This window comes from Streptomyces sp. NPDC055749, assembly GCF_053617235.1.
In genome coordinates this window covers 1-24,340 of the sequence record NZ_JBSHFH010000023.1, presented here as the reverse complement: position 1 = coordinate 24,340, position 24,340 = coordinate 1, and the positions used below count along the sequence as shown (strand labels likewise).

The 24,340-nt window shown below is 71.8% G+C and carries 23 protein-coding genes and 1 pseudogene; 18 read left to right on the top strand and 6 right to left on the bottom strand.

Features of this window, described 5'->3' with window-relative positions:
- Positions 1-361 precede the first annotated feature (361 nt).
- The 4 genes from ACWGO0_RS19020 to ACWGO0_RS19005 are packed head-to-tail and all read left to right on the top strand — an operon-like array spanning position 362 to position 3,904.
- Positions 362-1,813: an MFS transporter gene (locus ACWGO0_RS19020; RefSeq protein WP_453535811.1), complete on the top strand. Its 1,452-nt coding sequence runs from the start codon at positions 362-364 to the stop codon at positions 1,811-1,813.
- Positions 1,814-1,840: 27 nt separating this feature from the next.
- Complete coding sequence (locus ACWGO0_RS19015) at positions 1,841-2,323, top strand: DUF2771 domain-containing protein (protein ID WP_453535808.1); 483 nt, start codon at positions 1,841-1,843, stop codon at positions 2,321-2,323.
- 2 nt (positions 2,324-2,325) lie between these two features.
- On the top strand, positions 2,326-3,048 hold the full coding sequence (locus ACWGO0_RS19010) for a futalosine hydrolase (protein WP_453535806.1): 723 nt from the start codon (positions 2,326-2,328) through the stop codon (positions 3,046-3,048).
- A complete protein-coding gene (locus tag ACWGO0_RS19005) occupies positions 3,026-3,904 on the top strand; it encodes a 1,4-dihydroxy-6-naphthoate synthase (protein ID WP_453535803.1) in 879 nt (292 codons plus the stop codon). Before ACWGO0_RS19010 ends, ACWGO0_RS19005 begins: the two co-directional genes overlap by 23 nt.
- Before the next feature lie 14 nt (positions 3,905-3,918).
- Here ACWGO0_RS19005 and ACWGO0_RS19000 read toward each other — a convergent pair whose 3' ends face one another.
- Positions 3,919-4,302 carry a cold-shock protein gene (locus tag ACWGO0_RS19000; RefSeq protein ID WP_453535800.1) on the bottom strand — a complete coding sequence of 128 codons (384 nt, stop codon included), beginning with the start codon at positions 4,300-4,302 and terminating at the stop codon, positions 3,919-3,921.
- A gap of 166 nt (positions 4,303-4,468) precedes the next feature.
- Here ACWGO0_RS19000 and ACWGO0_RS18995 point away from each other — a divergent pair, with 166 nt between their 5' ends.
- A complete protein-coding gene (locus ACWGO0_RS18995) occupies positions 4,469-4,702 on the top strand; it encodes a hypothetical protein (protein WP_453535797.1) in 234 nt (77 codons plus the stop codon).
- Here ACWGO0_RS18995 and ACWGO0_RS18990 read toward each other — a convergent pair.
- On the bottom strand, positions 4,682-5,347 hold the full coding sequence (locus tag ACWGO0_RS18990; RefSeq protein WP_453535794.1) for an HAD family hydrolase: 666 nt from the start codon (positions 5,345-5,347) through the stop codon (positions 4,682-4,684). The genes ACWGO0_RS18995 and ACWGO0_RS18990 overlap by 21 nt on opposite strands.
- Positions 5,348-5,478: 131 nt before the next feature.
- On the opposite strand from ACWGO0_RS18990, the gene ACWGO0_RS18985 reads away from it, so the two are divergent.
- The 3 genes from ACWGO0_RS18985 to ACWGO0_RS18975 are packed head-to-tail and all read left to right on the top strand — an operon-like array spanning position 5,479 to position 8,428.
- Entirely contained in the window at positions 5,479-6,489 is a 1,011-nt protein-coding gene (locus tag ACWGO0_RS18985) for a FecCD family ABC transporter permease (RefSeq protein ID WP_453535792.1), read from the top strand.
- Positions 6,486-7,580 (top strand): FecCD family ABC transporter permease, encoded by a 1,095-nt coding sequence (locus ACWGO0_RS18980; protein ID WP_453535789.1) that lies wholly within the window; start codon positions 6,486-6,488, stop codon positions 7,578-7,580. Before ACWGO0_RS18985 ends, ACWGO0_RS18980 begins: the two co-directional genes overlap by 4 nt.
- On the top strand, positions 7,577-8,428 hold the full coding sequence (locus ACWGO0_RS18975; protein WP_453535786.1) for an ABC transporter ATP-binding protein: 852 nt from the start codon (positions 7,577-7,579) through the stop codon (positions 8,426-8,428). Before ACWGO0_RS18980 ends, ACWGO0_RS18975 begins: the two co-directional genes overlap by 4 nt.
- 27 nt (positions 8,429-8,455) lie before the next feature.
- Here ACWGO0_RS18975 and ACWGO0_RS18970 read toward each other — a convergent pair whose 3' ends face one another.
- Positions 8,456-9,529, bottom strand: a complete 1,074-nt coding sequence (locus ACWGO0_RS18970; protein WP_453535783.1) for a hypothetical protein — start codon at positions 9,527-9,529, stop codon at positions 8,456-8,458.
- Positions 9,530-9,592: 63 nt separating this feature from the next.
- On the opposite strand from ACWGO0_RS18970, the gene ACWGO0_RS18965 reads away from it, so the two are divergent.
- The 3 genes from ACWGO0_RS18965 (at position 9,593) to ACWGO0_RS18955 (ending at position 14,770) form a co-directional block, all read left to right on the top strand.
- A complete protein-coding gene (locus ACWGO0_RS18965) occupies positions 9,593-12,139 on the top strand; it encodes a helicase C-terminal domain-containing protein (RefSeq protein ID WP_453535780.1) in 2,547 nt (848 codons plus the stop codon).
- A gap of 65 nt (positions 12,140-12,204) precedes the next feature.
- Positions 12,205-12,981: a hypothetical protein gene (locus tag ACWGO0_RS18960; RefSeq protein ID WP_453535777.1), complete on the top strand. Its 777-nt coding sequence runs from the start codon at positions 12,205-12,207 to the stop codon at positions 12,979-12,981.
- A gap of 145 nt (positions 12,982-13,126) precedes the next feature.
- The gene (locus tag ACWGO0_RS18955) at positions 13,127-14,770 is read left to right on the top strand and encodes a DNA repair helicase XPB (protein ID WP_453535774.1); all 1,644 of its coding nucleotides are present in this window, start codon (positions 13,127-13,129) and stop codon (positions 14,768-14,770) included.
- A gap of 32 nt (positions 14,771-14,802) precedes the next feature.
- Here ACWGO0_RS18955 and ACWGO0_RS18950 read toward each other — a convergent pair whose 3' ends face one another.
- Entirely contained in the window at positions 14,803-14,991 is a 189-nt protein-coding gene (locus ACWGO0_RS18950) for a hypothetical protein (RefSeq protein ID WP_453535772.1), read from the bottom strand.
- Between the two features lie 275 nt (positions 14,992-15,266).
- On the opposite strand from ACWGO0_RS18950, the gene ACWGO0_RS18945 reads away from it, so the two are divergent.
- From ACWGO0_RS18945 to ACWGO0_RS18935, 3 genes are all read left to right on the top strand, one after another.
- The gene (locus tag ACWGO0_RS18945; RefSeq protein WP_453535769.1) at positions 15,267-17,369 is read left to right on the top strand and encodes a HelD family protein; all 2,103 of its coding nucleotides are present in this window, start codon (positions 15,267-15,269) and stop codon (positions 17,367-17,369) included.
- 206 nt (positions 17,370-17,575) lie between these two features.
- Positions 17,576-17,743: a hypothetical protein gene (locus ACWGO0_RS18940; RefSeq protein ID WP_453535766.1), complete on the top strand. Its 168-nt coding sequence runs from the start codon at positions 17,576-17,578 to the stop codon at positions 17,741-17,743.
- Positions 17,740-18,132, top strand: a complete 393-nt coding sequence (locus ACWGO0_RS18935; protein WP_453535763.1) for a type II toxin-antitoxin system VapC family toxin — start codon at positions 17,740-17,742, stop codon at positions 18,130-18,132. The genes ACWGO0_RS18940 and ACWGO0_RS18935 overlap by 4 nt, the downstream gene beginning before the upstream one ends.
- A gap of 92 nt (positions 18,133-18,224) precedes the next feature.
- On the opposite strand, the gene ACWGO0_RS18930 is transcribed toward ACWGO0_RS18935, so the two are convergent.
- Entirely contained in the window at positions 18,225-18,914 is a 690-nt protein-coding gene (locus ACWGO0_RS18930; protein WP_453535760.1) for a copper homeostasis protein CutC, read from the bottom strand.
- Positions 18,915-19,135: 221 nt separating this feature from the next.
- Here ACWGO0_RS18930 and ACWGO0_RS18925 point away from each other — a divergent pair, with 221 nt between their 5' ends.
- On the top strand, positions 19,136-21,418 hold the full coding sequence (locus ACWGO0_RS18925; RefSeq protein ID WP_453535757.1) for a heavy metal translocating P-type ATPase: 2,283 nt from the start codon (positions 19,136-19,138) through the stop codon (positions 21,416-21,418).
- A gap of 71 nt (positions 21,419-21,489) precedes the next feature.
- Here the strand turns inward: ACWGO0_RS18925 and ACWGO0_RS18920 are convergent, their stop codons facing one another.
- A complete protein-coding gene (locus ACWGO0_RS18920) occupies positions 21,490-22,245 on the bottom strand; it encodes a helix-turn-helix domain-containing protein (protein WP_453536063.1) in 756 nt (251 codons plus the stop codon).
- Between the two features lie 246 nt (positions 22,246-22,491).
- Between ACWGO0_RS18920 and ACWGO0_RS18915 the strand changes: the two genes are divergently transcribed.
- From ACWGO0_RS18915 to ACWGO0_RS18905, 3 genes and pseudogenes are all read left to right on the top strand, one after another.
- Positions 22,492-23,160 (top strand): DUF4097 family beta strand repeat-containing protein, encoded by a 669-nt coding sequence (locus ACWGO0_RS18915; protein WP_453535756.1) that lies wholly within the window; start codon positions 22,492-22,494, stop codon positions 23,158-23,160.
- Positions 23,161-23,190: 30 nt separating this feature from the next.
- Complete coding sequence (locus ACWGO0_RS18910) at positions 23,191-24,171, top strand: ATP-binding cassette domain-containing protein (protein WP_453535753.1); 981 nt, start codon at positions 23,191-23,193, stop codon at positions 24,169-24,171.
- A pseudogene (locus ACWGO0_RS18905) lies at positions 24,168-24,340 on the top strand (ABC transporter permease); the annotation flags it as partial. The gene ACWGO0_RS18910 and the pseudogene ACWGO0_RS18905, both read left to right, overlap by 4 nt.

Sequence of the window (24,340 nt, the reverse complement as noted above, 5' to 3'; positions counted from 1 at the left end):
AGCGGACCTGGGGGCCGCGTCGACGTCCACACCCGTTGTGCCTGCCTCGGGCGCGCCTTCTGTCACCCATTCTGCGGGATCGCCGAGAGGCGCGCGGCCAAGAACAACCGCCGGTGGCGCGTTACGCACGCTACCCTCTCCGCCGCTCTCCGCCCACCTGCGTGTCCCAAACAAGGCCGTATCCGGTGCCGTGTCCGGGCTCATCTCCCCGGGCGTGTCCGCGGCCGGACCGGCTTCCGGGTCGTTTTCGGTCCGATTTCGACCCGCGGAATTGCCTTCCGATGACCCGACAGGGCGTCGTCCTCCGCGCGTCCGCACCGATCATGGTTCACGGCGGCGAGGGTTGGGGCACTATGACGAGGTGGCTGCCGCCAGGTCGCACGACGGTCCCGGCCCGCTCAGCACCGCGGGCCGGTCGATGGGTCGCGCCCTGCACCGGCCGTTCACGGGCACCGCGAAGGGCATCCGCAAGGCGACCCACGCCCACGGCGCGGGTGAGTCGGGCCTCGGGAAACTGATCGAGCTGCACGCCGTGAACGGCGCGGGCGACGTCATGATCACCGTCGCCCTCGCCTCCACGGTGTTCTTCTCCGTACCGACGGACGAGGCCCGCGGCCGCGTGGCCCTGTACCTCGCCATCACGATGCTGCCGTTCACGCTCCTCGCCCCGGTGATCGGTCCGCTGCTCGACCGGCTGCCGCACGGCCGCCGCGCCGCGATGGCCGCCGCGATGTTCGCCCGGGCGGTGCTCGCGATCACCATGTCGGGGGCGGTCGCCACGGGCGGCCTGGAGCTGTATCCGGCGGCGCTGGGCGTCCTGGTCTCGTCGAAGGCGTACGGAGTGGTGCGCAGCGCCGTCGTGCCACGGCTCCTGCCACCCCGCTTCTCCCTGGTGAAGGCCAACTCCCGGGTCACCCTCGCCGGTCTCCTGGCGACCGGTGTGGCGGCGCCCATCGGGGTGGGCCTTCAGAACATCGGCTCCGCCTGGCCGCTCTACGGCGCCTGCACGATCTTCCTCGCCGGGACCTTCCTGGCCTTCACGCTGCCCCACAAGGTGGACTCCGCGAAGGGCGAGCGCAGGGCCCGCCTGATCGACCACCACGGCGAGACCACGACGAGGGACCGCCCGGCAGCCGGAAACGGCGGCAGGAGCGGCAGCAGCAGGGTCGACGGCGGCCGGAAGGGCGAGGGCGGGAAACGGGTCCGGGACAAGCCACCGGGACTGCGGTCCGTCGGACCGTCCGTCCTGCACGGCCTCCAGGCGAACGCGTCCCACCGGGCCCTCTCCGGCTTCCTCATCTTCTTCCTGGCGTTCCTGCTGCGCGAGCACCCGCTGGCCGGCCAGAGCGCCGCCGTGTCGCTCGGCATCGTCGGTGTCGCGGCCGGTACCGGCAACGCCTGCGGTACGGCGGTGGGCTCCTGGCTCAGAGCCCGCGGCCCCGAGCTGATCATCGCGACCGTGCTGGGTCTCGCGCTCGGCGTCGCCGTGCTCACCGCGGTCTTCTTCTCCACCGTCATGGTCGCCGCGCTCGGCGCGGTCGCGGGTTTCACCCAGGCCCTGTCGAAGCTGTCGCTGGACGCCATGATCCAGCGGGACGTGCCCGAAGAGGTGCGTACGTCTGCCTTCGCCCGGTCCGAGACCCTGCTCCAGATGTCCTGGGTCGTCGGCGGCGGCATCGGCATGGCGCTCCCCCTCAACGGAGTACTCGGCATGTCGGTCGCCGCGGGGATCCTCGGCCTGGGCGCGGCAACCGCCGTACGGGGGCTGCTGAGCGCCGCGCGGCGCGGCACGCCGCACCCCCGCGTGGCGTGAGCCCGGGCGACCGATAGCCTTCCGCCCATGACCGTTGCGTTCTTCTCAGGTAAGGGCCGTCGAATCGGCGTCGCTCTTGGTGCCGTGTCCGCGGGACTCCTCGTCCTGTCCGCCTGCGACAAGCCGACGCCGCTCGCGACCGTGACGGTCGGCGACAAGTCGGTGGGCGCCGAGGCGTCCTGCTACAACGACGGCGATCCCATCAAGGAATCGCTGATCCAGGGCTGCCTGAACGACAAGAAGGCAGAGCACACCATCGAGGCCGCGATGGACGACAAGGTCCGCTTCGGCGTCGACCCGGAGATCGCCGAGAACGGCTGGACGCTCTTCATCAACGGCCAGCAGGCCGAGCAGGAGCCCTACAAGAAGACCTACCGGTCCATCCCGGGCAGCGCCTTCTTCTCCAGCCAGACCGGCGAGGCCGTCAACAAGACGCAGATCAGCATCGTGGAGACCAAGGGCAAGAGGCTCACGGGCATCTGGCACTTCCAGCTCAAGAAGTCCGACTGACCTTGCGGGACACCATCGCGCGTGTGCTCGTCGTGACCGCTGTCCCCGTGGAGAGGGACGCGGTCACGCGTGCGTTCGGGGGCGAACCGCAGGTGCGCCGGGTGCCGGGTGCGGAGATCCACCGGGCCGGTGGCTTCGACGTCCTGGCGGGCGGGGCCGGCCCTGCCGCCGCCGCGGCCTCGGCCGCCTTCGCACTGGCCGCCGCCCCCGCCCCGTACGAACTGATCGTCTCCGCCGGTATCGGCGGCGGCTTCGCGCCCGCCGCCCCCGTGGGCTCGCTCGTCGTGGCGAGCGGCATCGTCGCCGCGGACCTGGGGGCGGAGACCCCCGACGGGTTCGTGCCGGTGGCCGGTCTGGGCTTCGGCCGCGACCGGTATCTGTCACCTGTCAGGTTGGTACGTGACATTGCGGCGGCCACCGGTGCCGTCTCCGGCGAGGTGCTCACCGTCTCCACCGTGACCGGCAGCGCGGCGCGCGCGGCGGCGCTGCTCGCCGCGCACCCGGATGCCGTCGCCGAGGCGATGGAGGGGGCCGGTGTCGCGGAGGCCGCCGGGCTGTTCGGTGTGCCGCTGCTGGAGCTGCGGGCCGTCTCGAACGCGGTCGGTCCGCGCGACCGGGCCGCCTGGCGCATCGGTGAGGCCCTGGCCGCGCTCACCGAGGCGTTCGGGAAGATCTCCCCCGTACTGGAAGGTTGGACCCTGCATGACGACCGACACCGCGGCTGACGCCGTGACCGCCGACGCGAAGCTGCAGATCGCTTTCTCGCCGTGCCCGAACGACACGTTCGTCTTCGACGCCTGGGCGCACGGCAGGGTCCCCGGGGCGCCCGCCCTCGATGTCACGTTCGCGGACATCGACATCACCAACGGCATGGCCGAGCGCGGTGAGTTCGACGTACTGAAGGTCTCCTACGCGGTCCTGCCGTGGGTCCTGGACGAGTACGCGCTGCTGCCCTGCGGCGGTGCGCTCGGGCGGGGCTGCGGGCCGCTGGTCCTGACGAAGGAGCCGGGCACCGATCTGACGGGCCGCACGGTCGCCGTGCCGAGCGAGCGCTCCACGGCGTATCTGCTGTTCCGGCTCTGGGCGGCCGAGGTCGTGCCGGGCGGGGTCGGCGAGATCGTCGTCATGCCGTTCGACGAGATCATGCCCGCGGTGCGCGACGGCAGGGTCGATGCCGGGCTCGTGATCCACGAGGCCCGTTTCACCTACCGGAACTACGGTCTCCACAGCCTCGCCGACATGGGTGAGCACTGGGAGCAGACGACGGGTCTGCCGATCCCGCTCGGTGCGATCATCGCCAAGCGGTCGCTGGGTCAGGACATGCTCGAAAAGTTGGCCGATTCCGTCCGTACGTCGGTACGGATGGCCTGGGACGACCCGGAGCGGTCCCGCCCGTATGTGCTGGAGCACGCCCAGGAGATGGATCCGTCCGTGGCGGACCAGCACATCGGTCTGTACGTCAACGAGTTCACGGCGGACCTCGGTGAGGACGGTTACGCGGCGATCCGCGGGCTGCTCACACGCGCCGCGGCCGAGGGCCTGGTGCCGCCGCTCGGCCGGGACGCGCTGACGTCTCTCTGAGGAACCGCTTCCGCCTACACGTCGAGCTGGTCGGCGACCGCGCGCAGCAGGCCCGCGATCTGGGCGCCAGCGGCTTTGTCGGGGTAGCGGCCCCGCTCCAGCGACGGCGTGATGTTCTCCAGCAGCGTCGTCAGATCCTGCACGATCGACGCCAGCTCGTCCGGCTTGCGGCGCTGCGCCGCCGCGACGGACGGGGTGGGGTCGAGGATCGCAACGGAGAGGGCCTGGTCGCCACGCTGACCTGCGACGACGCCGAACTCGACCCGTTGGCCGGGCTTGAGTGCCTCGACACCGGCGGGAAGTACCGACGAGTGGACGAAGACGTCACCGCCGTCGTCGCGCGAAAGAAAGCCGAAGCCCTTTTCCGAATTGAACCATTTGACCTTACCCGTGGGCACGTCTGTCCTCGTCCTCGTACTCGTCGGTGCGCGGGAGAGCCGGGAAACGGCTCCGGATAGCAGTACAGCGGGTCCCATGACCCGCCATGCCCAAGGCTAATGGGCCAGGGGCCGGTGACAAGACGTCGCCCGATGGTTCCTCCGGGCTGGGAACTACCCTGGCCGGGTGAGTACTACTCCTTCTGGCGCCGGTGACCGGCTCGTACAGGTCGGCGCGATCGTTTTCTTCGTCGGCGCAGTGGCCACTCTGGTCACCGTGGCCCCGCTGTTCCTGGGCACCGACCCGTTCCCGACGATCGCCTACGCGGTCTCCATGCTGATGGGCGTGGGCTTCCTGATCGCCGGGGCGGGGGTCGTGCGGAGTGTGTGGCTGAGCAGGTCAGACCCGTCCGGCACCTGACGGCTCCCAGGACGGCATCCAGGACGACAGCCAGGCCGGGAAACCGGTGAGGTCGGGCAGGACCACGTCCGCGCCCGCCGACCGCAGCTCGTCCGCGTCGCACGGGCCCGTCGTGACGGCGACCGACAGGCAGTTCGCCGCCCGCGCTCCCCGTACGTCTCCGGTGTGGTCGCCGACGTAGATCTGCGCGCCGTGTTCGAGGAGCGCCTGTGCCTTGGCTTCCGCCCAGAGCCGGCCGATGACCGCGTCCGGTTCGATGCCGAGGTGGGCGAGGTGCAGCTTCGCGCTCGGTTCGTGCTTGGCGGTGACGACGATCGCCCGGCCGCCGAGCGCACGCACCGCGGCGACGGCCTCCCGTGCGCCCGCCAGCGCCGGGGTCGGGGCGATCGCGTGTGTGGGATAGGTCTCGCGGTAGCGGTCCGCCATGACGGCCACATCGGCGGCCGGGAACCAGTTCGCCAGCTCGTCCTCGACCGGCGGCCCGAGCCGGCTGACGACCAGGTCGGAGTCGATGGGCACGCCCGTCTCCGAGGACAGCGCCACGTAGTTGGCCCTGATGCCCGGCCGGGAGTCGATGAGCGTCATATCGAGGTCGAAGCCGACCGTCAGCGGGGTCTGGGGTGTGGTCTGGGGATGGGGAGCCATGGTGGCCATTGTGCCGACCCCGCCCGCGGCCCCCTCACCCGTTCGGCCCGCACGGGCGACGCTTAGGCTTAGGCCAGCCTTACCAGCCTCGTCGCGCCAGGCACTGCGCGCACTCGCCCCGATTGGTTCAGATGTCAGCCGCCGCTCCACGCCTCTCCAGACGCGCAACCGCGACGGCGGCGGCCGTCGTGGCGCTGTTGGTGGCGATCCTGCTCAGCCTCGCCGTGGGCGCACGGTCCATCCCGCCGTCCGAGGTCTACGACGCCCTCGTGCACGGCGGGCACTCCGACGCCGCCGAGGTCATCCGGAACATGCGGGTGCCGCGCACCGTCATCGGCCTGATGGTCGGCGCGGCACTGGCCCTCGCGGGCACGGTGCTCCAGGGCATCACCCGTAACCCGATCGCCGACCCCGGCATCCTCGGCATCAGCCAGGGCGCGTCTGTGGGCGTGGTGCTGGCCATCGCGTTCGCCGGGATCCACACCCTCACCGGGTACGTGTGGTTCGCGTTCGCCGGGGCCGCGGCCGCGTCCGTCGCCGTGTACGCCATCGCGTCGAGCGGGCGGGGCGGGGCGACGCCGGTCAAGCTCGCGCTGGGCGGCGCCGCGATCAACGCGCTGCTGGTGTCGGTGACCAGCGCCGTACTGACGACCAACGCGTCGGCGATGGACGAGTTCCGCTTCTGGCAGGTCGGTTCGATCGCCGGGCGCGAGGCCGAGGTGGCCGGTCAGATCTGGCCGTTCCTCCTCTTCGGCGCGGTGCTCGTGCTGTCGGTGTCGCGGGGTCTGGACGCGCTGGCCCTCGGCGAGGACGTGGCGAAGGGGCTCGGACAGAACGTAGCGACGGTACGGATCGTCGGCGGCATCGGGGCCACCGTGCTGACCGGCGCCGCGGTCGCCGCGGCCGGGCCCATCGCCTTCATCGGTCTCGCCGTCCCGCACATCGCCCGCGCGATCGTCGGCAGCGACCACCGGTGGGTGCTGCCGATGGCCGCGCTGATCGGGCCCGTGATGCTGCTCGTCTCGGACGTGATCGGCCGGATCGTGTTCCCGCCGAGCGAGGTCCCCGCGGGCGTGATGACCGCGCTGATCGGGGTGCCGTTCCTGGTCGCCCTGGTGCGCCGGAAGGCGGTTCCCGCATGAGCGCCACGACATCGGTCACCAAGCCCTCGGTACGCGAGCCCGTACGCCCGGCCGGATACGGCCTCGTACGCATAGGCACCCGCGGACGCTTCCTGCTCCACCGGCGCTCCGGCGTCGTCGCGGTGGCCCTCGCGCTCCTCCTGGCGGCGGTCTCCGTCGCGTACCTCTGCGTCGGCGAGAGCTTCGTCGCTCCCGGCGAGGTCGTGAAGGTGATCCTCGGGCAGCCCTCGGCCGACGAGCTCGTCGTGGGCACGCTGCGGCTGCCGCGCCTGGTCGTGGGACTGCTCGTCGGCGTGGGCTTCGGGATCGCCGGGGCGCTGATCCAGACCGTGGCCCGCAATCCGCTCGCCAGCCCCGACATCATCGGCATCAGCCAGGGCGCGAGCGCGCTGACGGTCGGTTCGATGACGTTCGGCATCACCTCGTACGCCGTCCTGCCCTACCTGTCCGTCATCGGCGGAGTCGCCGCCGCGGCCCTCGTCTACGCCTTCGCGTGGCGCGGCGGGCTGCACGCCACCCGCTTCGTCCTCATCGGGATCGGCTTCGCGATCGCGCTGCGTTCGGTCACCACCCTGTTCCTGACGAAGGGCGACTACTTGGTCGCCCAGCAGGCGCAGATCTGGATGACGGGCTCGTTGAACGGGCGCGGCTGGAACGAGGCCGCGCCGATCGGCTGGACGCTGCTGGTCCTGCTGCCCGCCGTGCTGTGGGCGGCGCGCGCGCAGCGCACCGTGTCGATGGACGACGACACCGCGACGGCGCTGGGCGTACGGCTCGGCCGCGTACGGCTGGGGCTCGTCGCGATCGGTGTGGTCCTGGCGTCCGTGGCGACGGGGACGGCGGGCCCGGTGGACTTCGTGGCGCTGCTCGCCCCGCAGATCGCCCGCCGGATGACGCGTACCGCGCAGATTCCGCTGCTCTGCTCGGCGCTGCTCGGCGCGGTGATCGTCGTGTTCGCCGATCTCCTCGCCCGCAGGCTCTTCTCGCCCGTCGAAATGCCGGTGGGCGTCCTGACGGCGGCGGTCGGCGCCCCGTACCTGATCTGGCTGATCGTCCGTGGCCACAGTGGCCGCCGTGGAGGAAACGCATGACCACAACCGGCACCGGTACCCGCTCCGCCACCGCGACCAGCCGGCTCACGGTGCGCGAACTGACCCTCGCGTACGAGGACCGCACCGTCGTCCACGAGCTCGACCTCGCGATCCCGGACGGACAGGTCACCGTCATCGTCGGCCCGAACGCCTGCGGCAAGTCGACGACCCTGCGGGCGCTCGGCCGGCTCCTGAAGCCGCGCGGCGGGGCGGTGCTCCTCGACGGCACCGAACTCTCGAAGATCCCCACGAAGAAGATCGCCCAGTCGATCGGCCTGCTCCCGCAGACCCCGGTGGCCCCGGAGGCGATCACCGTCTCGGACCTGGTCGCGCGCGGGCGCCAGCCGCACCAGTCCTGGTGGCAGCAGTGGTCGGACGAGGACGAGCGGGCGGTCACGGAGGCCATGGCCCGTACGGACGTCTCCGAACTCGCCGACCGCTCGGTGGACGAGCTCTCCGGCGGCCAGCGCCAGCGCGTGTGGATCGCGATGGCCCTGGCACAGGACACGGATCTGCTGCTGCTCGACGAGCCGACGACGTACCTCGACATCTCCCACCAGGTGGAAGTCCTCGACCTGGTACGCCAGCTCGCCGCCCCCGCCCCGGACGGCACCCGCGGCCGTACGGTCGTCACGGTCCTCCACGACCTCAACCAGGCGGCCCGCTACGCCGACCACCTGGTAGCCATGAAGGAGGGCCGGATCGTCGCCGAGGGCCACCCTGCGGAGGTCGTCACCGCAGACCTGGTCCGCGAGGTCTTCGGCCTGGAAGCGGTGATCGTCCCGGACCCGGTGACGGGCTCACCGCTGGTGGTGCCGGGTGCGCCCTGGACTCCGTCGGCTGGGTGATCCGGGCGGTGGCCGGGGGGCGGTGGTTCAGCCCGTGAGCCGCCGGGAGCGCCACACCAGGTACAGGGCCGAGGCCACCGCCGCCGTGCGGACCACGACCGGCCAGGTGGAGGCCAGGGCTTCGCCCATTCCGCTTTCCGGGATCGGGGCGCCCCACCGGCCTTCCAGGCGGCCCCAGAGCCAGACGAGTCCTCCGGCCGCGACGACTCCGGGCAGGCCCATGACCGCCCACTTCGCCTCGGTCCTCGACAGCTTGCGGGAGCTGTAGGCGAGCAGCCAGCCGCCTGCCAGGGCCAGCCACGAGCCCATGAACGCGCCCGCGACGAGGAGGGCTGCGGCCAGGAGCAGGAAGGGGTGCGAGAGACGGGCGCGGGTGGGTTGCGGGGTCTCCTCGGCTGCTTCCGGGGCCGCTTTCCTCCGACGGCGCAGGCGCAGTCTCCTGCGGGAGCGGGGCTCCGGTTCGTCCGGCTCCTCCTCCCCTTCTTCCCCTTCCTCCTCCTCGGCCTCGGTGTCTTCGGGCTGTGCCGCAGGCGGCGGCTTCAGCATCTCGGGGATCTCCACGCCGCCGACGAAGCCGGGCACGGTCACCCCCTCGCTGAACGGGCCCGGTTCGATGCGCCACCACTCCGCGGCGGCGCCGGGCCCGGACGGTGCCTGGTCCAGGCCCGCCATGTGGGGTGCCTGTGCGGACGGCCAGCCCGGCACCGGGCCGGTGTCCGGCCTGCCGTCTTCGGGTCGGGCCTCCTCCGACGCGCCCTTGCGGGAAGTGTCTTTGCGGAGCATCCCGCGCCGCGGGCGGGGCACGGAGCGTGGGCTCTTCGCCTCCGGTACGGCCGCCGTACGCGGCGACGGCAGCGTCACCGTCCCGTCGGCCGACTCCGCTGCCGCGGCCACCAGTTCGTCCGGTGTGCCGAGCCTGCCGATGATGCGCCGCACCACCGCGGGAGAGTCCGCTCCGGCCGTCCCGCGCTGCCGCTCGATCTCGCCCCGCAGGGTGGAAACGAGTCTCATCCGGGCGCCCGAGGACAGCTGTTGCTGCTGGGCCAGGTCCCCGACCCGGCTCAGATAGTCGTACACGAGCTGGTCGCTCTCGATCCCCACTCGAACGTTCCCCTCTACCTGCCCTGCCCCGACCGTAGCGTTCCAGGGGCTACCGTGGGACGGATGGGGACGACCACACCACCGCGCACGCTCGCCGAAGCCCTGCGCGCCAGGGGCGACGAATCGCTGGCACGGCTTCTGCGTGCCCGCCCCGACCTGCTCAACCCCGTGCCGAACGACATCACCCAACTCGCCACCCGGGCAGGCACCCGGGCCTCCGTCGTCCGCGCGCTGGAGCATCTGGACCGCTTCGCGCTGCAGACCGCGGAGGCGCTGGCCGTGGCGCCGGACCCGGCGCCGTACGACACGCTGCTCTCCCTCCTGACCGGTGACGGCCAGGACGACGGCGACCATCGCGACGACGCGGGCGCCGCGATCGCCGCCGCGCTGCCCGCCGCCCTGAGCAACCTGCGCGAACAGGCCCTCGTCTGGGGCGAGGACGAGCGGCTGCGCCTGGTGCGTACGGCACGCGAACTGCTCGCCCCGTCCCCGCAGCACCCCTCCCCCACCGGGCTCGGCCCGACCGTCGCCGAGGCCACGGCGGGCATGTCCCCCGGCCGGCTCCAGGAGATCCTGACCTCCGCCGGGCTGCCCGCCACGCATGACCCGGTCTCCGCCGTGGGCGCGCTCTCCGGGCTGTTCACCGACCGGACGAGGATGGCCGCCCTGCTGGACACCGCGCCGGTCGAGGCCCTGTCCGTACTGGACCGCCTGGTGTGGGGTCCGCCGTACGGGGAAGTCACACCCAACCCCACCCCTCCCGTGAAGTGGCTCCGCGACCGCGGGCTGCTGCTGCCGGTGTCGACGCGGACCGTCGTACTGCCGCGCGAGGCGGCCCTCCATCTGCGCGCCGGTCGCGCCCACCGCGTGCCGGAACCGGTGGCGCCGCCCGTCGGGGCCGCCGCCGAGCGCGATCCACAGGCTGTGGACAGGGCCGCCGCCGGTCAGGCGTTCATGGCGTTGTCCACGATCGAGGAGCTGCTGAAGTTCTGGAACGGCGGCGGCCCCGCCATCCTCCGGGCGGGCGGCCTGAGCGTGCGCGAGCTGAAGCGGGCCGCGGGCGCGATGGACGTGACCGAGCCGGTCGCCGCCTTCTGGGTCGAACTCGCCTACGCGGCCGGGCTGCTGGCATCCGACGGGGAGAACGACGAGCGGTACGCGGCGACGCCCGCGTACGACGACTGGCTCGAACTCCCCGCCCAGGACCGCTGGGTGCACCTCGCCACCGCCTGGCTCGCCGCCACCCGCACCGCGGGCCTGGTCGGCGGCCAGGACGCCAAGGGCCGGGCGCTCTCCGCACTCGGCCCCGAACTCGACCGTTCCGCAGCCCCCGAGGTACGCCACCGGGTGCTGGCCCTGCTCGCCGAGCTGCCCCCGGGCACCGCGCCCGACCCGGCGAGTCTGCTCGCCCGGCTGCGCTGGGAGCGGCCGTTGCGCACCGGATCGAGAGTCGGGGCGGGGGCTCCCGCCTCCTCGTCCGGCACCCCGTCCAGGGCGGCCGGGACGGGGTACGGAACTCCGGCGGCCCCCACCGCGGCCACCGCCCCCGGCGACACCTCCGACCTGCGCTCCAGGATCGCGCTGTGGACGGTCAACGAGTCGGAACTCCTCGGCATCACCGGCCGGGGCGCCCTCTCCTCGCAGGCCCGCGCCCTGCTCGCGGACGGCCCGGACGAGGCCGCCGCCCGCCTCGCCCCGCTCGTCCCCGAACCGCTGGACCACGTGCTGCTCCAGGCCGACCTGACGGCCGTCGCCCCCGGTCCGCTGAACCGCCCCCTGGCCGACACGCTCTCCGTGCTCGCGGACATCGAGTCGAAGGGCGGCGCGACCGTCTACCGCTTCACCCCCGGCTCCGTGCGCCGCGCCCTGGACGCCGGGCGGGCGGCCACCGATCTGCACGCCTTCCTCGCCGCGCACAGCCGTACGCCCGTTCCGCAGCCGCTCAGTTACCTCATCGACGACGTGGCCCGCCGCCACGGTCACCTCCGGATCGGCGCCGCGTCCGCGTACGTGCGCTGCGACGACGAGGCCGTGCTCAACGAGATCCTCGCCGACAAGCGCTCCGCGACCCTGCGGCTGCGCCGGCTCGCGCCGACCGTCCTGGCCGCCCAGACCGACCCGGCGTCGCTCCTGGAGGGGCTGCGCGAGATGGGGTTCGCACCGGCCGCCGAATCCGCCGAGGGCGACGTCCTGATCACCCGCGCGGGCGCCCGCCGCACCCCGCCCCGCACGGCCCCCGCCCCCGTCCCCGAGGGCCCGCCCGTCCCGGACGGCATCCTGCTGGGCGCCGCGGTCCGTGCGATCCGCGCCGGGGACACGGCGGCCACGGTCGTACGCAAGGACGGCGCCGAGGTCCCGTCGGCCGGTTCCCTCCCCCGTACGACATCCGCCGAGACCCTGGCGACGGTCCAGGCCGCCGCCATGACGGGCTCCGCGGTCTGGATCGGTTACGTCAACGCGGACGGCGCCGCCAGCCAGCGTGTGATCGCCCCGGTGCGCGTCGAGGGCGGCTTCGTCACGGCCTTCGACCACACGGCCGACGAGGTCCGCACGTATCCGCTGCACCGCATCACGGGCGTGGCGGAGCTGGCCGACGACTCGGAGTCGTGACCCGGCGGCGCGAGTGACGTTCTCGGCTCAGTGACGTTCTCGGCTTCCCGTGCGCAGAAAGAAACATGTTCCGTCCCTCCCTGCGTTCCTGGCTGCTCATCGCCGTACCCGTACTCGCCGTCCTCGTACTGACGGCCTGGCAGATGTACCGTCCGGCGGCCTCCGAGCAGCCCGCGCCCTCCCGGCTCAAGCTCCCGTCCGAGCCGCTGAAGGACACCGCTCTCCCCGGCAGGGGCGGCCCCACGGCACAGCTCTCGAAGTGCGGGGTGGACGACTGGCCCCGGCCCGTGGCCCGGGGTGAGGGCGAGCGCCGCGACGATCCGCAGCTGGCGTTCGGCGGCTGGGGCTTCACCAGCCCGGGTCCCAAGATGCCGGGCAAGCCGCGCTTCACCGCCCACCTCGCCATAGGTACCGACCGACTGCCACTGCTGCTGGCCGCACCTCTGCGCGCCGGCAGCGTCACCCTCGACGTGTTCGGCCCTCATGGGGAGGGCCGCCGCGCCTCGGCACGGGGGCTCTCGGCCACCGTCGTGGACGAGAGCCTGGAGGGGAAGGCCGTCCGGCCCCCGAAGTCCGGCAGCTTCCGCGTCGATCCCGGCGAGACCCTGCTCCTGGACGTGGACCTGCCGGCCGGAGCCGTGTGCCCCGGCTACGACGTCACCGACGTCGGCCAGTGCACACCGGAGCTCACCAACGACGCGGCGGACTGCCCGGTACTGACCGTCACCTTCACCGACCCGGCGATCCGCGCCTACCGCGCGGTGACGACCGGGGAGCCCCCCGCCGGGCTGAGCGACCGGCTCGTCGCGGTGTCCCTCGAACCGGACGTCTCACGGGTTTGAGCGGGCCTGAGCGGGCCTGAGCGGGCGGGGACGAGGCCGGGGTACGGACGCCTCCGTCACACACCCGACACCGATCGCCCCGCATGCGGCACACTGGACGTTTGGCCGCATCCGTGGCCGCACCCCGCAGAAAGGGCCGAAGCGCGTGACCGGACCCCTCATCGTCCAGAGCGACAAGACGCTGCTCCTCGAAGTCGACCACGAGCTGGCGGACGCCTGCCGTCGTGTGATCGCCCCCTTCGCGGAGCTGGAGCGTGCGCCCGAGCACATCCACACCTACCGGGTGACCCCCCTCGGCCTGTGGAACGCCCGCGCCGCAGGACACGACGCCGAGCAGGTCGTCGACGCACTGGTGGAGTTCTCCCGCTACCCCGTGCCGCACGCGCTCCTGGTCGACATCGCCGAGACGATGGCGCGGTACGGCCGCCTCACCCTCTCCAAGCACCCGGTGCACGGTCTGGTCCTGACCACCACCGACCGCCCCGTCCTGGAGGAGATCCTCCGGTCGAAGAAGGTCGCGCCCCTGGTCGGCGAGCGCATCGACCCGGACACCGTCGCGGTGCACCCCTCCGAGCGCGGGCAGATCAAGCAGACGCTGCTCAGGCTCGGCTGGCCCGCCGAGGACCTCGCGGGTTACGTCGACGGGGAGGCCCACCCCATCGAGCTCGCCGAGGACGGCTGGTCGCTGCGCCCGTACCAGAAGCAGGCCGTCGAAGGCTTCTGGCACGGCGGCTCCGGTGTCGTCGTCCTGCCCTGTGGTGCGGGAAAGACGCTGGTCGGGGCGGGAGCGATGGCGGAGGCCAAGGCGACCACGCTGATCCTGGTCACCAATACGGTCTCGGCCAGGCAGTGGAAGCACGAGCTGGTGAAGCGCACCTCGCTGACCGAGGACGAGATCGGCGAGTACAGCGGTACGCGCAAGGAGATCCGGCCGGTCACCATCGCCACGTACCAGGTGCTGACGACCCGCCGCAAGGGCATCTACCCGCACCTGGAGCTGTTCGACTCCCGGGACTGGGGCCTGGTGATCTACGACGAGGTGCATCTGCTGCCCGCCCCCGTCTTCAAGTTCACCGCCGACCTCCAGGCCCGGCGGCGGCTCGGCCTCACGGCGACCCTCGTCCGGGAGGACGGGCGCGAGTCGGACGTCTTCTCGCTCATCGGGCCCAAGCGGTTCGACGCGCCGTGGAAGGAGATCGAGGCGCAGGGGTACATCGCGCCCGCCGACTGTGTCGAGGTACGGGTCAATCTGACGGACTCGGAGCGGCTGGCGTACGCGACGGCGGAGGCCGAGGAGAAGTACCGGTTCTGCGCCACGACGGCGACGAAGCGGAAGGTCACGGAGGCGCTGGTCGCCAAGCACAAGGGCGAGCAGACCCTGGTGATCGGCCAGTACATCGACCAGCTCGACGAGCTCGGTGAACATCTGAACGCCCCGGTGATCAAGGGCGAGACGAGCAATGCCCAGCGCGAGATCCTCTTCGAGGCGTTCCGGCAGGGCGAGATCAACGTGCTCGTCGTGTCGAAGGTCGCGAACTTCTCGATCGACCTGCCGGAGGCGACGGTCGCCATCCAGGTGTCGGGGACGTTCGGCTCGCGCCAGGAGGAGGCGCAGCGGCTCGGACGCGTGCTGCGGCCGAAGGCCGACGGGCACGAGGCCCGGTTCTACTCGGTGGTGGCGCGCGACACGATCGACCAGGACTTCGCGGCGCACCGCCAGCGGTTCCTGGCCGAGCAGGGGTACGCGTACCGGATCATGGACGCGGACGAGCTGCTCGCGGGGAGCTGAGGCTCTTCGACGCGCTTCGTCGCTCTTTCGGGTCAGCGGGGGCGGCGGACGCGGGCCTCTTCCGCGTACTCGCCGAGGACGGCCACGCGGAACGCGGTGCGCACGAAGACGGTGACGGCGCGGACCGCGTCGCCGACGCGGTGACCGGGGTGCTGACCGGTGACCGCGGTCGCGCCGTGCGCGGGGCCGGTTCTGCGGGGGTTCAGCTGGACGGTGCTCATGTATCCATGGTGCTCCGCCCGGCCCCGGCGGGGCGTCGGCCTGCGGGGTTCAATTCGGTCGACCCGGCGGGCGGCACTGGATACAATCGCCGGTCTGCCCGCCTCCCGCACCGTGGTACCGGCCTCCGCCGGCAGCCGGGGGAGCGCCGCCGGCCGGACGGAAACCGGCCGACACCTACGCGTACATCCCTGAGCGGATCACGTCGTCTCCCGTCGCACTGTCGTACCGGGGAGCCGTGGTCCGCCGTCCTGCGTTGAAAGTCGGAGGCAACACCGTGCCCGCGCACGAAGCAGAGAGCGACACCACCACCGAGCCTCACGACCACCTGGACCCCCTGGCGCGCGAGCGCGCCCATCTCTCCGCTTCCCGCGCCGCGCTGCGCGCGATGCGCGAGGACGTGCAGGCCCTCGACATCCGTGATGTCACCGCGAACTGGGTCAACGCCGTCGTCCTCCAGGCCCAGATGGACGACCGCATCAAGGCACTCGCCGACCTCTCCCACACCCCGCTGTTCTTCGGCCGCCTCGACTATCTGCACCGGGTCGGCGCGGAGCAGGCGGAGGGCGCCGAGGGCGAACAGTTCTACATCGGGCGGCGCCACGTCCATGACGCCGACGGCGACCCGATGGTCATCGACTGGCGCGCGCCGGTCTCCCAGCCGTTCTACCGGGCGTCCAGGAAGGACCCGCAGGACGTCGGCCAGCGGCGCCGCTTCGGTTACACGGGCGGCGAGCTGACCGCGTACGAGGACGAGCACCTCACCGATCCGACCGAGGCGGCACAGACCAGCAAGCTCCTCCAGGCGGAGATCGAGCGCCCGCGCGTCGGCCCGATGCGCGACATCGTGGCGACGATCCAGCCCGAGCAGGACGAGATCGTACGAAGCGGGCTCGGCGGGACGGTGTGCGTGCAGGGAGGCCCCGGCACCGGCAAGACGGCCGTGGGCCTGCACCGTGTCGCGTACCTGCTGTACGCGCACCGCGAGCGCCTGGCCCGCACCGGGACGCTGGTGATCGGGCCGAACCGCTCCTTCCTCCACTACATCGAGCAGGTGCTGCCGGCGCTCGGCGAGCTGGAGGTGAAGCAGGCCACGGTCGACGACCTGGTGACGAAGCAGGTCGAGGTCCGCGGCACGGACGAGGCAGCCGCCGCCGTGGTCAAGGGCGACGCAAGGATGGCGGAGATCCTGCGGCGTGCGATCCGCTCGCACGTCACGCTGCCGACGGAACCCGTCATGGTGGTACGCGGCTCACGCCGCTGGCGGGTACCGGTGTACGAACTGGAGGAGATCGTCAGGGAGCTGCTGGCCCGCGACATCCGGTACGGCGCCGCCCACGAGGCGCTGCCCCAGCGCATCGCGCACTGTGTCCTGACCCGGATGGAGGAGGCGGGCGAGGCCCCCGACGACCGGGTGCAGAACGCGGTGGCCCGCACGCCCGCGGTGAAGGCGGCCGTGAAGGCGGCCTGGCCCGCGGTCGACCCGGCGAAGCTGGTGCTGCGGCTCCTCTCCGACCCGGAGTTCCTGGCCGCGCACGCGGACGGCATCCTCAGCGAGGACGAGCAGAAGACGATCCTGTGGACGAAGCCCCCTCGCAGTGCGAAGTCGGCCAAGTGGTCGCTCGCGGACGCGGTGCTGATCGACGAGGCGAGCGACCTCGTCGCCCGTACGCACTCGCTCGGCCATGTCGTCATCGACGAGGCGCAGGACCTGTCGCCGATGCAGTACCGCGCGGTGGGCCGCCGCTGCTCCACGGGTTCGGCGACGGTGCTCGGCGACCTGGCGCAGGGGACGACGCCGTGGTCGACGGCGAGCTGGGAGCAGGCGCTCTTCCACCTGGGCAAGCCGGACGCGCTGGTCGAGGAGCTGACGGCGGGCTTCCGCGTACCGCGCGAGGTGATCGCGTACGCCTCGCGGCTGCTGCCCGCGATCTCGCCGGGCCTGGCCCCGGTGGAGTCGGTGCGTGAGTCGCCGGGCTCGATGGCGGTACGGGCGGTGGCGGACCCGGCCGAGCTGGACGCGGCGGTGCTCGCGGCCTGCGAGGAGTCGCTGACCCACGAGGGCTCGATCGGCCTGATCGCGGCCGACGCCCGCGTCCCGGACCTGGCCCAGGCCCTCACGGCGGCAGGCCACACCTACCTCTCCCCCGGCGAGGAGACGACCGCCGCATCCCGGCTGACCCTGGTCCCGGCCTCGCTGGCGAAGGGCCTGGAGTACGACTACGTGGTTCTGGACGACCCGGCGGCCGTGGTCGACGGCGAACCCGACGAACGCACCGGTCTGCGCCGCCTGTACGTGGCGCTGACGCGAGCGGTGTCGGGGCTGGTGGTGCTGCACGCGGCGCCGTTGCCGGGGGCGCTGGCGGGGCCGTCGACGTAGAGGCCGCAGGTGGCCCCGGGACGCGGGTCAGACTCGGTCCCGGGGCAGTGGTCCTTTGCGTCCGAGCGCACCAAATAACAATCGACTTGTTAAACTGGGGCATGGCGAATCATCCTGCCCCTGGCGAAGGCCCGGTCCGACCGGTTTCCGTCTCCCTCCACGAAGGCACGATCACGGCACTCAGGGAGCGCACCGGAAAGCGTGGCATGTCCGCGTACGTCGAAGCTCTCATCCAGCGACAGCTGGAGAGGGACCGGCTGCGCGAGCTGATCGAGACCGCGGAGGCCGAGCACGGGCCAGTCGACCAAGCGGCGGTCGAGGCGAAGCGAGCGCTCCTGCGCGGCCACGCCGACGGCTCGGCGGACGCCGCGTGAGCGGGACTCTCGTCCTGGACTGCGAGGGACTGTCCAAGCTGGTACAACACTCCCCCGAACTCACCGAGTGGCTGACCGCCGCCGAGGCAGAGGACATGCGCGTGGTCACCAGCTCCGTCACGCTTGCCGAAGCACGCGACCCCAAGGTCAACCAGGCCCGGTTCGACTACGCCGTCTCGCGCGTGAACGTCATCCCGCCCACGGAAACCATCGCCCGCCACGCAAGCAGACTTCTGGCCGCGGCAGGGCTGCACGGCCACAAGTACGCGCTCGATGCCATCGTGGCCGCCACCGCGCTGGCTTCGCCCGCACCCGTCACCGTCCTGACCTCGGACCCCGAGGATCTCCTGATGCTGTGCGGCCCCGGCGTCGGCGTGATCAAGATCTGACGGCAGAACCCGGGGCGAGCTGGAGCATCGCCGAACCCATCGCCGGACGAGCCGGGATCAAGCCCGTCCGGCGATGGAGGACGAACGAACCCTCACCCGTCCAGGGCCGCCCGCCACTCCCGTACCGCCGCCGCGTCCACCGGTGACGACCAGCCGCGCGGGCGGGCCGCTCCGCCGATGTGGACGGCGTCGATCCCGGCGGCGAGCAGTCGCGGGAGGTGGTCGAGGCGGAGGCCGCCGCCCACCAGCAGCTGGGGCTCGTAGCCCGGTGAGCCCGCGCGGGCCGCTTCCGCCAGCAGGGTCGGGATGCCGTCGTCGACGCCTGTGGCCGCGCCCGCCGTGAGGTAGGTGTCCAGGCCGGGCAGGTCGGCGAGGGCCTTGCGCAGGCCGTCGCGGTCGGGGGCCCGGTCGATCGCCCGGTGGAAGGTCCACCGGCAGCCGTCCAGCTCGGCGACGAGCCGTTCCACGGCGACCAGGTCGGGGTGCCCCTCCTCGTCGAGGAAGCCGAGCACGAACTCCTCGGCGCCCGCGGACCGCATCTCGTGCGCCTTCTCCACCAGTACGCCGATGTCACCGGCGGCGAATCCGTCCGCGACCCTGAGCATGACGCGCAGGGGAATGTCCACGGCGGCCCGGATCTCCGCGAACGTCTCGCGGGACGGCGTCAGGCCGTCCGCGGCCATGTCGGCGACCAGTTCGAGGCGGTCCGCACCACCCGCCTGGGCAGCGACCGCGTCCTCTGCGTCGAGAGCGATCACCTCCAGGACTGCACGGTTGCTCATGGGTCCCCATTCCTCCAGATAACAGCTATAGGTCTAGTCCAATGGCCAGCCTACGGGTCGCGCGACGGAAGGCGCAGCTCCCCATGTAAACGTGCGGGGGAGGAGATGCGCGAGACGGCACCGCCGCAAGGTGGATCATCCCTTGCGTTTCATAGGGGTGGGGGGTATACATATGAGGAAGAGATACCCCAGGGGGGTATCTGACGCCAGGGAGGAACCCCGTGTCCGCGCACACCACCACACCCGAAGCCACCGCAGCCGGCACCGCCGCCGAGGTCGAGCTCGCCATCGGTGGCATGACCTGCGCCTCGTGCGCGGCCCGGATCGAGAAGAAGCTGAACCGGATGGACGGGGTCGAGGCCACCGTCAACTACGCCACCGAGAAGGCCAAGGTCAGCTACCGCGGCGAGGACATCTCCGTACAGGACCTGATCGCCACCGTCGAAGCCACCGGGTACACCGCGCAGGAGCCCGCTCCCCCGGCAGCCGCTCGCGCAGGGGACGCGTCCGCCGACGAGGCGGCGGACGACGAGCTGCGGCCCCTGCGGCAGCGGCTGCTGACCGCCGTCGCGCTCGCCGTGCCCGTCATCGCGATGGCGATGATCCCGGCGCTCCAGTTCGACTACTGGCAGTGGCTCTCGCTGACCCTCACCGCCCCGGTCGTCACCTACGCCGCCTGGCCCTTCCACCGCGCGGCCTGGACCAACGCCAAGCACGGCGCCGCGACGATGGACACGCTCATCTCGGTCGGCACATCGGCCGCGTTCCTCTGGTCGGTGTGGGCACTCTTCTTCGGCACCGCCGGCATGGTCGGCATGACACACCCCTTCGAGCTGACCATCGGCCGCAGCGACGGCGCGGGGAACATCTACCTCGAAGCCGCCGCCGGAGTCACCGCGTTCATCCTGGCCGGGCGCTACTTCGAGGCCCGCTCCAAGCGCAAGGCGGGCGCCGCGCTCAAGGCGCTCCTGGAGCTCGGCGCCAAGGAGGTCACCGTCCTGCGCGACGGCGGCGAAGTGACCGTCGCGACCGCCGACCTCCGGGTCGGGGACCGCTTCCTGGTCCGCCCCGGCGAGAAGATCGCCACCGACGGCACCGTCGTCGAGGGCTCATCGGCGGTCGACGCCTCGATGCTCACCGGCGAGTCCGTCCCCGTCGAGGTCGGTACGGGCGACTCCGTCACCGGGGCCACCCTCAACGCGGGCGGCCGGCTCGTCGTCGAAGCCACCCGCGTCGGCGCCGACACCCAGCTCGCCCGGATGGCCAAGCTCGTCGAGGACGCCCAGAACGGCAAGGCCGCGGCCCAGCGCCTCGCCGACAAGATCTCCGCGGTCTTCGTGCCCATCGTGATCGCCCTCGCGCTCGGCACGCTCGGCTTCTGGCTCGGCAACGGCGCCGGCCTCACGGCCGCGTTCACCGCAGCGGTCGCCGTACTGATCATCGCCTGCCCCTGCGCCCTCGGCCTCGCCACTCCCACCGCCCTCATGGTCGGTACGGGGCGGGGCGCCCAGCTCGGCATCCTGATCAAGGGACCGGAGGTCCTGGAGACCACCCGCCGCGTCGACACGATCGTCCTCGACAAGACGGGGACGGTGACCACGGGCCGGATGACCCTGCTGGACGTCCACACCGCCGACGGTACGGACGAGCACGAGGTGCTGCGGATCGCGGGCGCCCTGGAGCACTCATCCGAACACCCCATCGCCCAGGCCGTCGCGGCGGGCGCCACCGCGAAGGTGGGCACCCTCCCCACTCCCGAGGACTTCGCCAACATCGCGGGCCTCGGCGTCCAGGGCATCGTCGAGGGCCACGCCGTCCTCGTCGGCCGTGAGCAGCTGCTCGCCGAGTGGGAGATCCACCTGCCGGCGGAACTGGCCCGCAGGAAGGCCGAGGCGGAGGCCGCGGGCCGTACGGCGATCGCGGTCGCCTGGGACGGCGAGGCACGGGCGGTGCTCGAAGTCGCCGACGCGGTGAAGGACACCAGCGCCGAGGCGATCCGCCGGCTGCGGGCCCTGGGGCTGACCCCGATCCTGCTCACCGGCGACAACAAGGCCGTCGCGGAATCGGTCGCGGCCGAGGTCGGGATCGACGAGGTGTACGCGGAGGTCATGCCGGAGGACAAGGTCGACGTCGTCAAGCGCCTCCAGGCACAGGGCCGTTCGGTCGCCATGGTCGGCGACGGGGTCAACGACGCCGCCGCCCTCGCCCAGGCCGACCTGGGCCTGGCCATGGGCACGGGGACGGACGCCGCGATCGAGGCCGGTGACCTGACCCTCGTACGCGGAGACCTGCGGGCCGCCGCGGACGCCATCCGGCTGTCGCGCCGGACGCTCGGCACGATCCGTACGAACCTGTTCTGGGCCTTCGCCTACAACGTGGGCGCACTGCCGCTCGCCGCGGCCGGACTGCTCAACCCGATGATCGCGGGGGCCGCGATGGCCTTCTCCTCGGTCTTCGTCGTCGGCAACTCGCTGCGGCTGCGGGGGTTCAAGGCCGGCGCGTAGGGCTTTACGTACCTCGAACGCCGGTGGGGCTGAACGCAGCCCCACCGGCGTTCGACGCATGCGTCCGTGGCTCAGGCAGTGCTGTCCGACGGGGTTGCGGACTCCGCTTCCGGCTCCGTTTCCGGCTTGATGTGGAGTATCTCGCGGGCCTGGTCCGCGGCGCGGGCGGTGCTCTCGCTGACGTAGTCGAGGAAGCGCGCGATGTTCTCCAGGCGGACGCCGGCCGGAGTACCGGGACCGAGGATGCTGACGCCCTGCCGTGCGGTCTCGACGATCTGGATGGAGGCCCGGGCGCTGGACATCATCGACTGGTACCAGACGTCGTTGTCGACCACGTAGCGCTCGCGGCGGCGTTCGTCGCGTTCCCGGCGGATGAGGTCCTGACTGTCGAGGAAGGTGATCGCTTTGGAGATGGACGCCGGGCTGACCTGGAGGCGCTGGACGAGTTCGGACGCGGTGAGGCTGCCCGTGTCGCTGGTGCAGAGGGAGGCCATCACCCGGGCCGTCATCCTGGACATGCCCGATTGCGCGAAGACGTCGGTCAGCAACTCCTCGAACTCCCGCACCGCCTCGGCGTCGCGCCCGTAGGGCTGCGGGGGCGTCTGGGTATCCCGGGGCGCGGCCTGCTTGCGGTGGGCGCGGTGTTCGGTGGCGCGGTGGGCGAGTTCGGCGCGGTAGGCGGTGGGGCCGCCGTTGCGCATCACCTCGCGCGTGATCGTCGAGGTGGGGCGGTCGAGGCTCCTGCCGATCTCCGCGTAGGCGAGGCCGTCGGCCAGCCCCAGGGCGATCTGCCGGCGTTCCTGCTGAGTGAGCCTGCCTCCCGGCATTACGGCCTCCTTCATGGTCTGCGATGCGTCCAGCATAGCGTTCACCTTCATTTCATTGCAACGAACGGGGTGAACGTCGTTGCATTAGGCTAGAAACCATTGCAACGATTATGCTGCTGCGACCTGCAATTACGGGACTTTTGAGCAACGACTCCGTTGCCAGATCTATAAACGCAACGTAGCTTTTCCTTCATCGGAAACAGCGGGCCGACAAGCCGGCCCGCACCGAAGACAAGGGAGAGCATCATGCAGAAGTTCGCCACCTCCACCCCGGTCACCGCCGTCCTCGACATCCCCGCGGGCCGCATCCAGCTCATCGCCGCCGACCGGGCCGACACCGCGGTCGAGGTCCTGCCCGCCAACGCCGCCGACAGCCGCGACGTGAAGGCGGCGGAGCAGACCACGGTCGAATACGTCGACGGTGTCCTGCGGATCGAGGCCGCACCGGCGAAGAACCGGATCCTCGGCGCCTCCGGATCCGTCGAGGTGACGGTCCAGCTGCCCGCAGGTTCCCGTATCGAGGCGAAGGCAGCCGCCGCAGAGTTCCGGGGCGTCGGACGGCTCGGCGACGTCGCCTTCGAGGGCGCGCAGGGCTCGGTCAAGCTCGACGAGACCGCGAGCGCCCGCCTCACCCTCCTCGCCGGTGACATCTCGGTCGGCCGCCTGGGCGGCCCCGCGGAGATCAGCATCCAGAAGGGCGACATCAACATCGCCGAGGCCGTGGGCGGCACGGTCGTCCTGCGCACCGAGAAGGGCGAGGTGTCGGTCGGCGCCGCCCGCGGAGTCTCCGCCTCCCTGGACGCCGGTACCGGCTACGGCCGGATCAACAACGCGCTCAAGAACTCCGACGGCGACGCCGCCCTGAACATCCACGCGACCACCTCCTACGGCGACATCACCGCCCGCAGCCTCTGACCGCTCACAGCCTCTGAAGGAGCACACCTCATGACCAACCTGGCCATCGCGGCGAACGGGCTGCACAAGTCGTACGGCGACAAGGTCGTACTCGACGGCATCGACCTGACGGTCCCCGAAGGAACGATCTTCTCCCTGCTCGGCCCGAACGGCGCGGGCAAGACCACCGCGGTCAAGATCCTCTCCACGCTCGTCACCGCGGACCCCGCCTCCGGCGAGATCCACGTCGGTGGCCACAACCTGGCCACCGACCCGCAGAAGGTGCGTGCCGCGATCGGTGTCACCGGCCAGTTCTCCGCCGTGGACGGTCTGATCACCGGCGAGGAGAACATGCTCCTGATGGCGGACCTGCACCACCTGCCCAAGCAGGAGGGCCGGCGGGTAGCGGCCGAACTCCTGGAGCGCTTCGACCTGACGGAGGCGGCGAAGAAGCCCGCCTCCACCTACTCCGGCGGCATGAAGCGCCGCCTGGACATCGCGATGACGCTGGTCGGCAACCCGCGGATCATCTTCCTCGACGAACCCACCACCGGCCTCGACCCCCGCTCCCGCCACAACATGTGGCAGATCATCCGGGAGCTCGTCACGGACGGGGTGACCGTCTTCCTCACCACCCAGTACCTGGAGGAGGCCGACCAGCTCGCCGACCGTATCGCGGTGCTCAACGACGGGAAGATCGCCGCCGAAGGCATCGCGGAAGAACTGAAGCGGCTCATCCCCGGCGGACACATCCGCCTCCGCTTCTCCGACCCGGACGCCTACCAGGCAGCCGCCACCGCACTGCGCGAAGTCACCCGCGACGACGAGGCTTTGTCGCTGCAGATCCCCAGCGGCGGCAGCCAGCGCGAGCTGCGCTCGATCCTCGACTGGCTGGACTCGGCCGGCATCGAGGCGGACGAGCTGACCGTGCACACCCCCGACCTCGACGACGTGTTCTTCGCCCTCACCAGCAGCACGAACATCCCCGCCCAGCCCGCCCAGCCCAACGAGCCCAAGGAGAACGTCCGATGAGCACCCTCTCCCTCGCCGTCCGCGACTCCTCCACCATGCTGCGCCGCAACCTGCTGCACGCCCGCCGCTACCCCTCCCTGACCCTGAACCTGCTGCTCACACCGATCATGCTGCTGCTGCTGTTCGTCTATATCTTCGGCGACGTCATGAGCGCGGGCATCGGCGGCGC

Excerpts from the sequence above, each read along its gene's own strand:
- ACWGO0_RS19015 (WP_453535808.1), top strand. The coding sequence starts at position 1,841 with ATGACCGTTGCGTTCTTCTCAGGTAAGGGCCGTCGAATCGGCGTCGCT.
- ACWGO0_RS19005 (WP_453535803.1), top strand. The coding sequence starts at position 3,026 with ATGACGACCGACACCGCGGCTGACGCCGTGACCGCCGACGCGAAGCTG.
- ACWGO0_RS18990 (WP_453535794.1), bottom strand. The coding sequence starts at position 5,347 with ATGGCTCCCCATCCCCAGACCACACCCCAGACCCCGCTGACGGTCGGC.
- ACWGO0_RS18985 (WP_453535792.1), top strand. The coding sequence starts at position 5,479 with ATGTCAGCCGCCGCTCCACGCCTCTCCAGACGCGCAACCGCGACGGCG.
- ACWGO0_RS18980 (WP_453535789.1), top strand. The coding sequence starts at position 6,486 with ATGAGCGCCACGACATCGGTCACCAAGCCCTCGGTACGCGAGCCCGTA.
- ACWGO0_RS18975 (WP_453535786.1), top strand. The coding sequence starts at position 7,577 with ATGACCACAACCGGCACCGGTACCCGCTCCGCCACCGCGACCAGCCGG.
- ACWGO0_RS18965 (WP_453535780.1), top strand. The coding sequence starts at position 9,593 with ATGGGGACGACCACACCACCGCGCACGCTCGCCGAAGCCCTGCGCGCC.
- ACWGO0_RS18960 (WP_453535777.1), top strand. The coding sequence starts at position 12,205 with ATGTTCCGTCCCTCCCTGCGTTCCTGGCTGCTCATCGCCGTACCCGTA.
- ACWGO0_RS18950 (WP_453535772.1), bottom strand. The coding sequence starts at position 14,991 with ATGAGCACCGTCCAGCTGAACCCCCGCAGAACCGGCCCCGCGCACGGC.
- ACWGO0_RS18940 (WP_453535766.1), top strand. The coding sequence starts at position 17,576 with ATGTCCGCGTACGTCGAAGCTCTCATCCAGCGACAGCTGGAGAGGGAC.
- ACWGO0_RS18930 (WP_453535760.1), bottom strand. The coding sequence starts at position 18,914 with ATGAGCAACCGTGCAGTCCTGGAGGTGATCGCTCTCGACGCAGAGGAC.
- ACWGO0_RS18920 (WP_453536063.1), bottom strand. The coding sequence starts at position 22,245 with ATGCCGGGAGGCAGGCTCACTCAGCAGGAACGCCGGCAGATCGCCCTG.
- ACWGO0_RS18915 (WP_453535756.1), top strand. The coding sequence starts at position 22,492 with ATGCAGAAGTTCGCCACCTCCACCCCGGTCACCGCCGTCCTCGACATC.
- ACWGO0_RS18910 (WP_453535753.1), top strand. The coding sequence starts at position 23,191 with ATGACCAACCTGGCCATCGCGGCGAACGGGCTGCACAAGTCGTACGGC.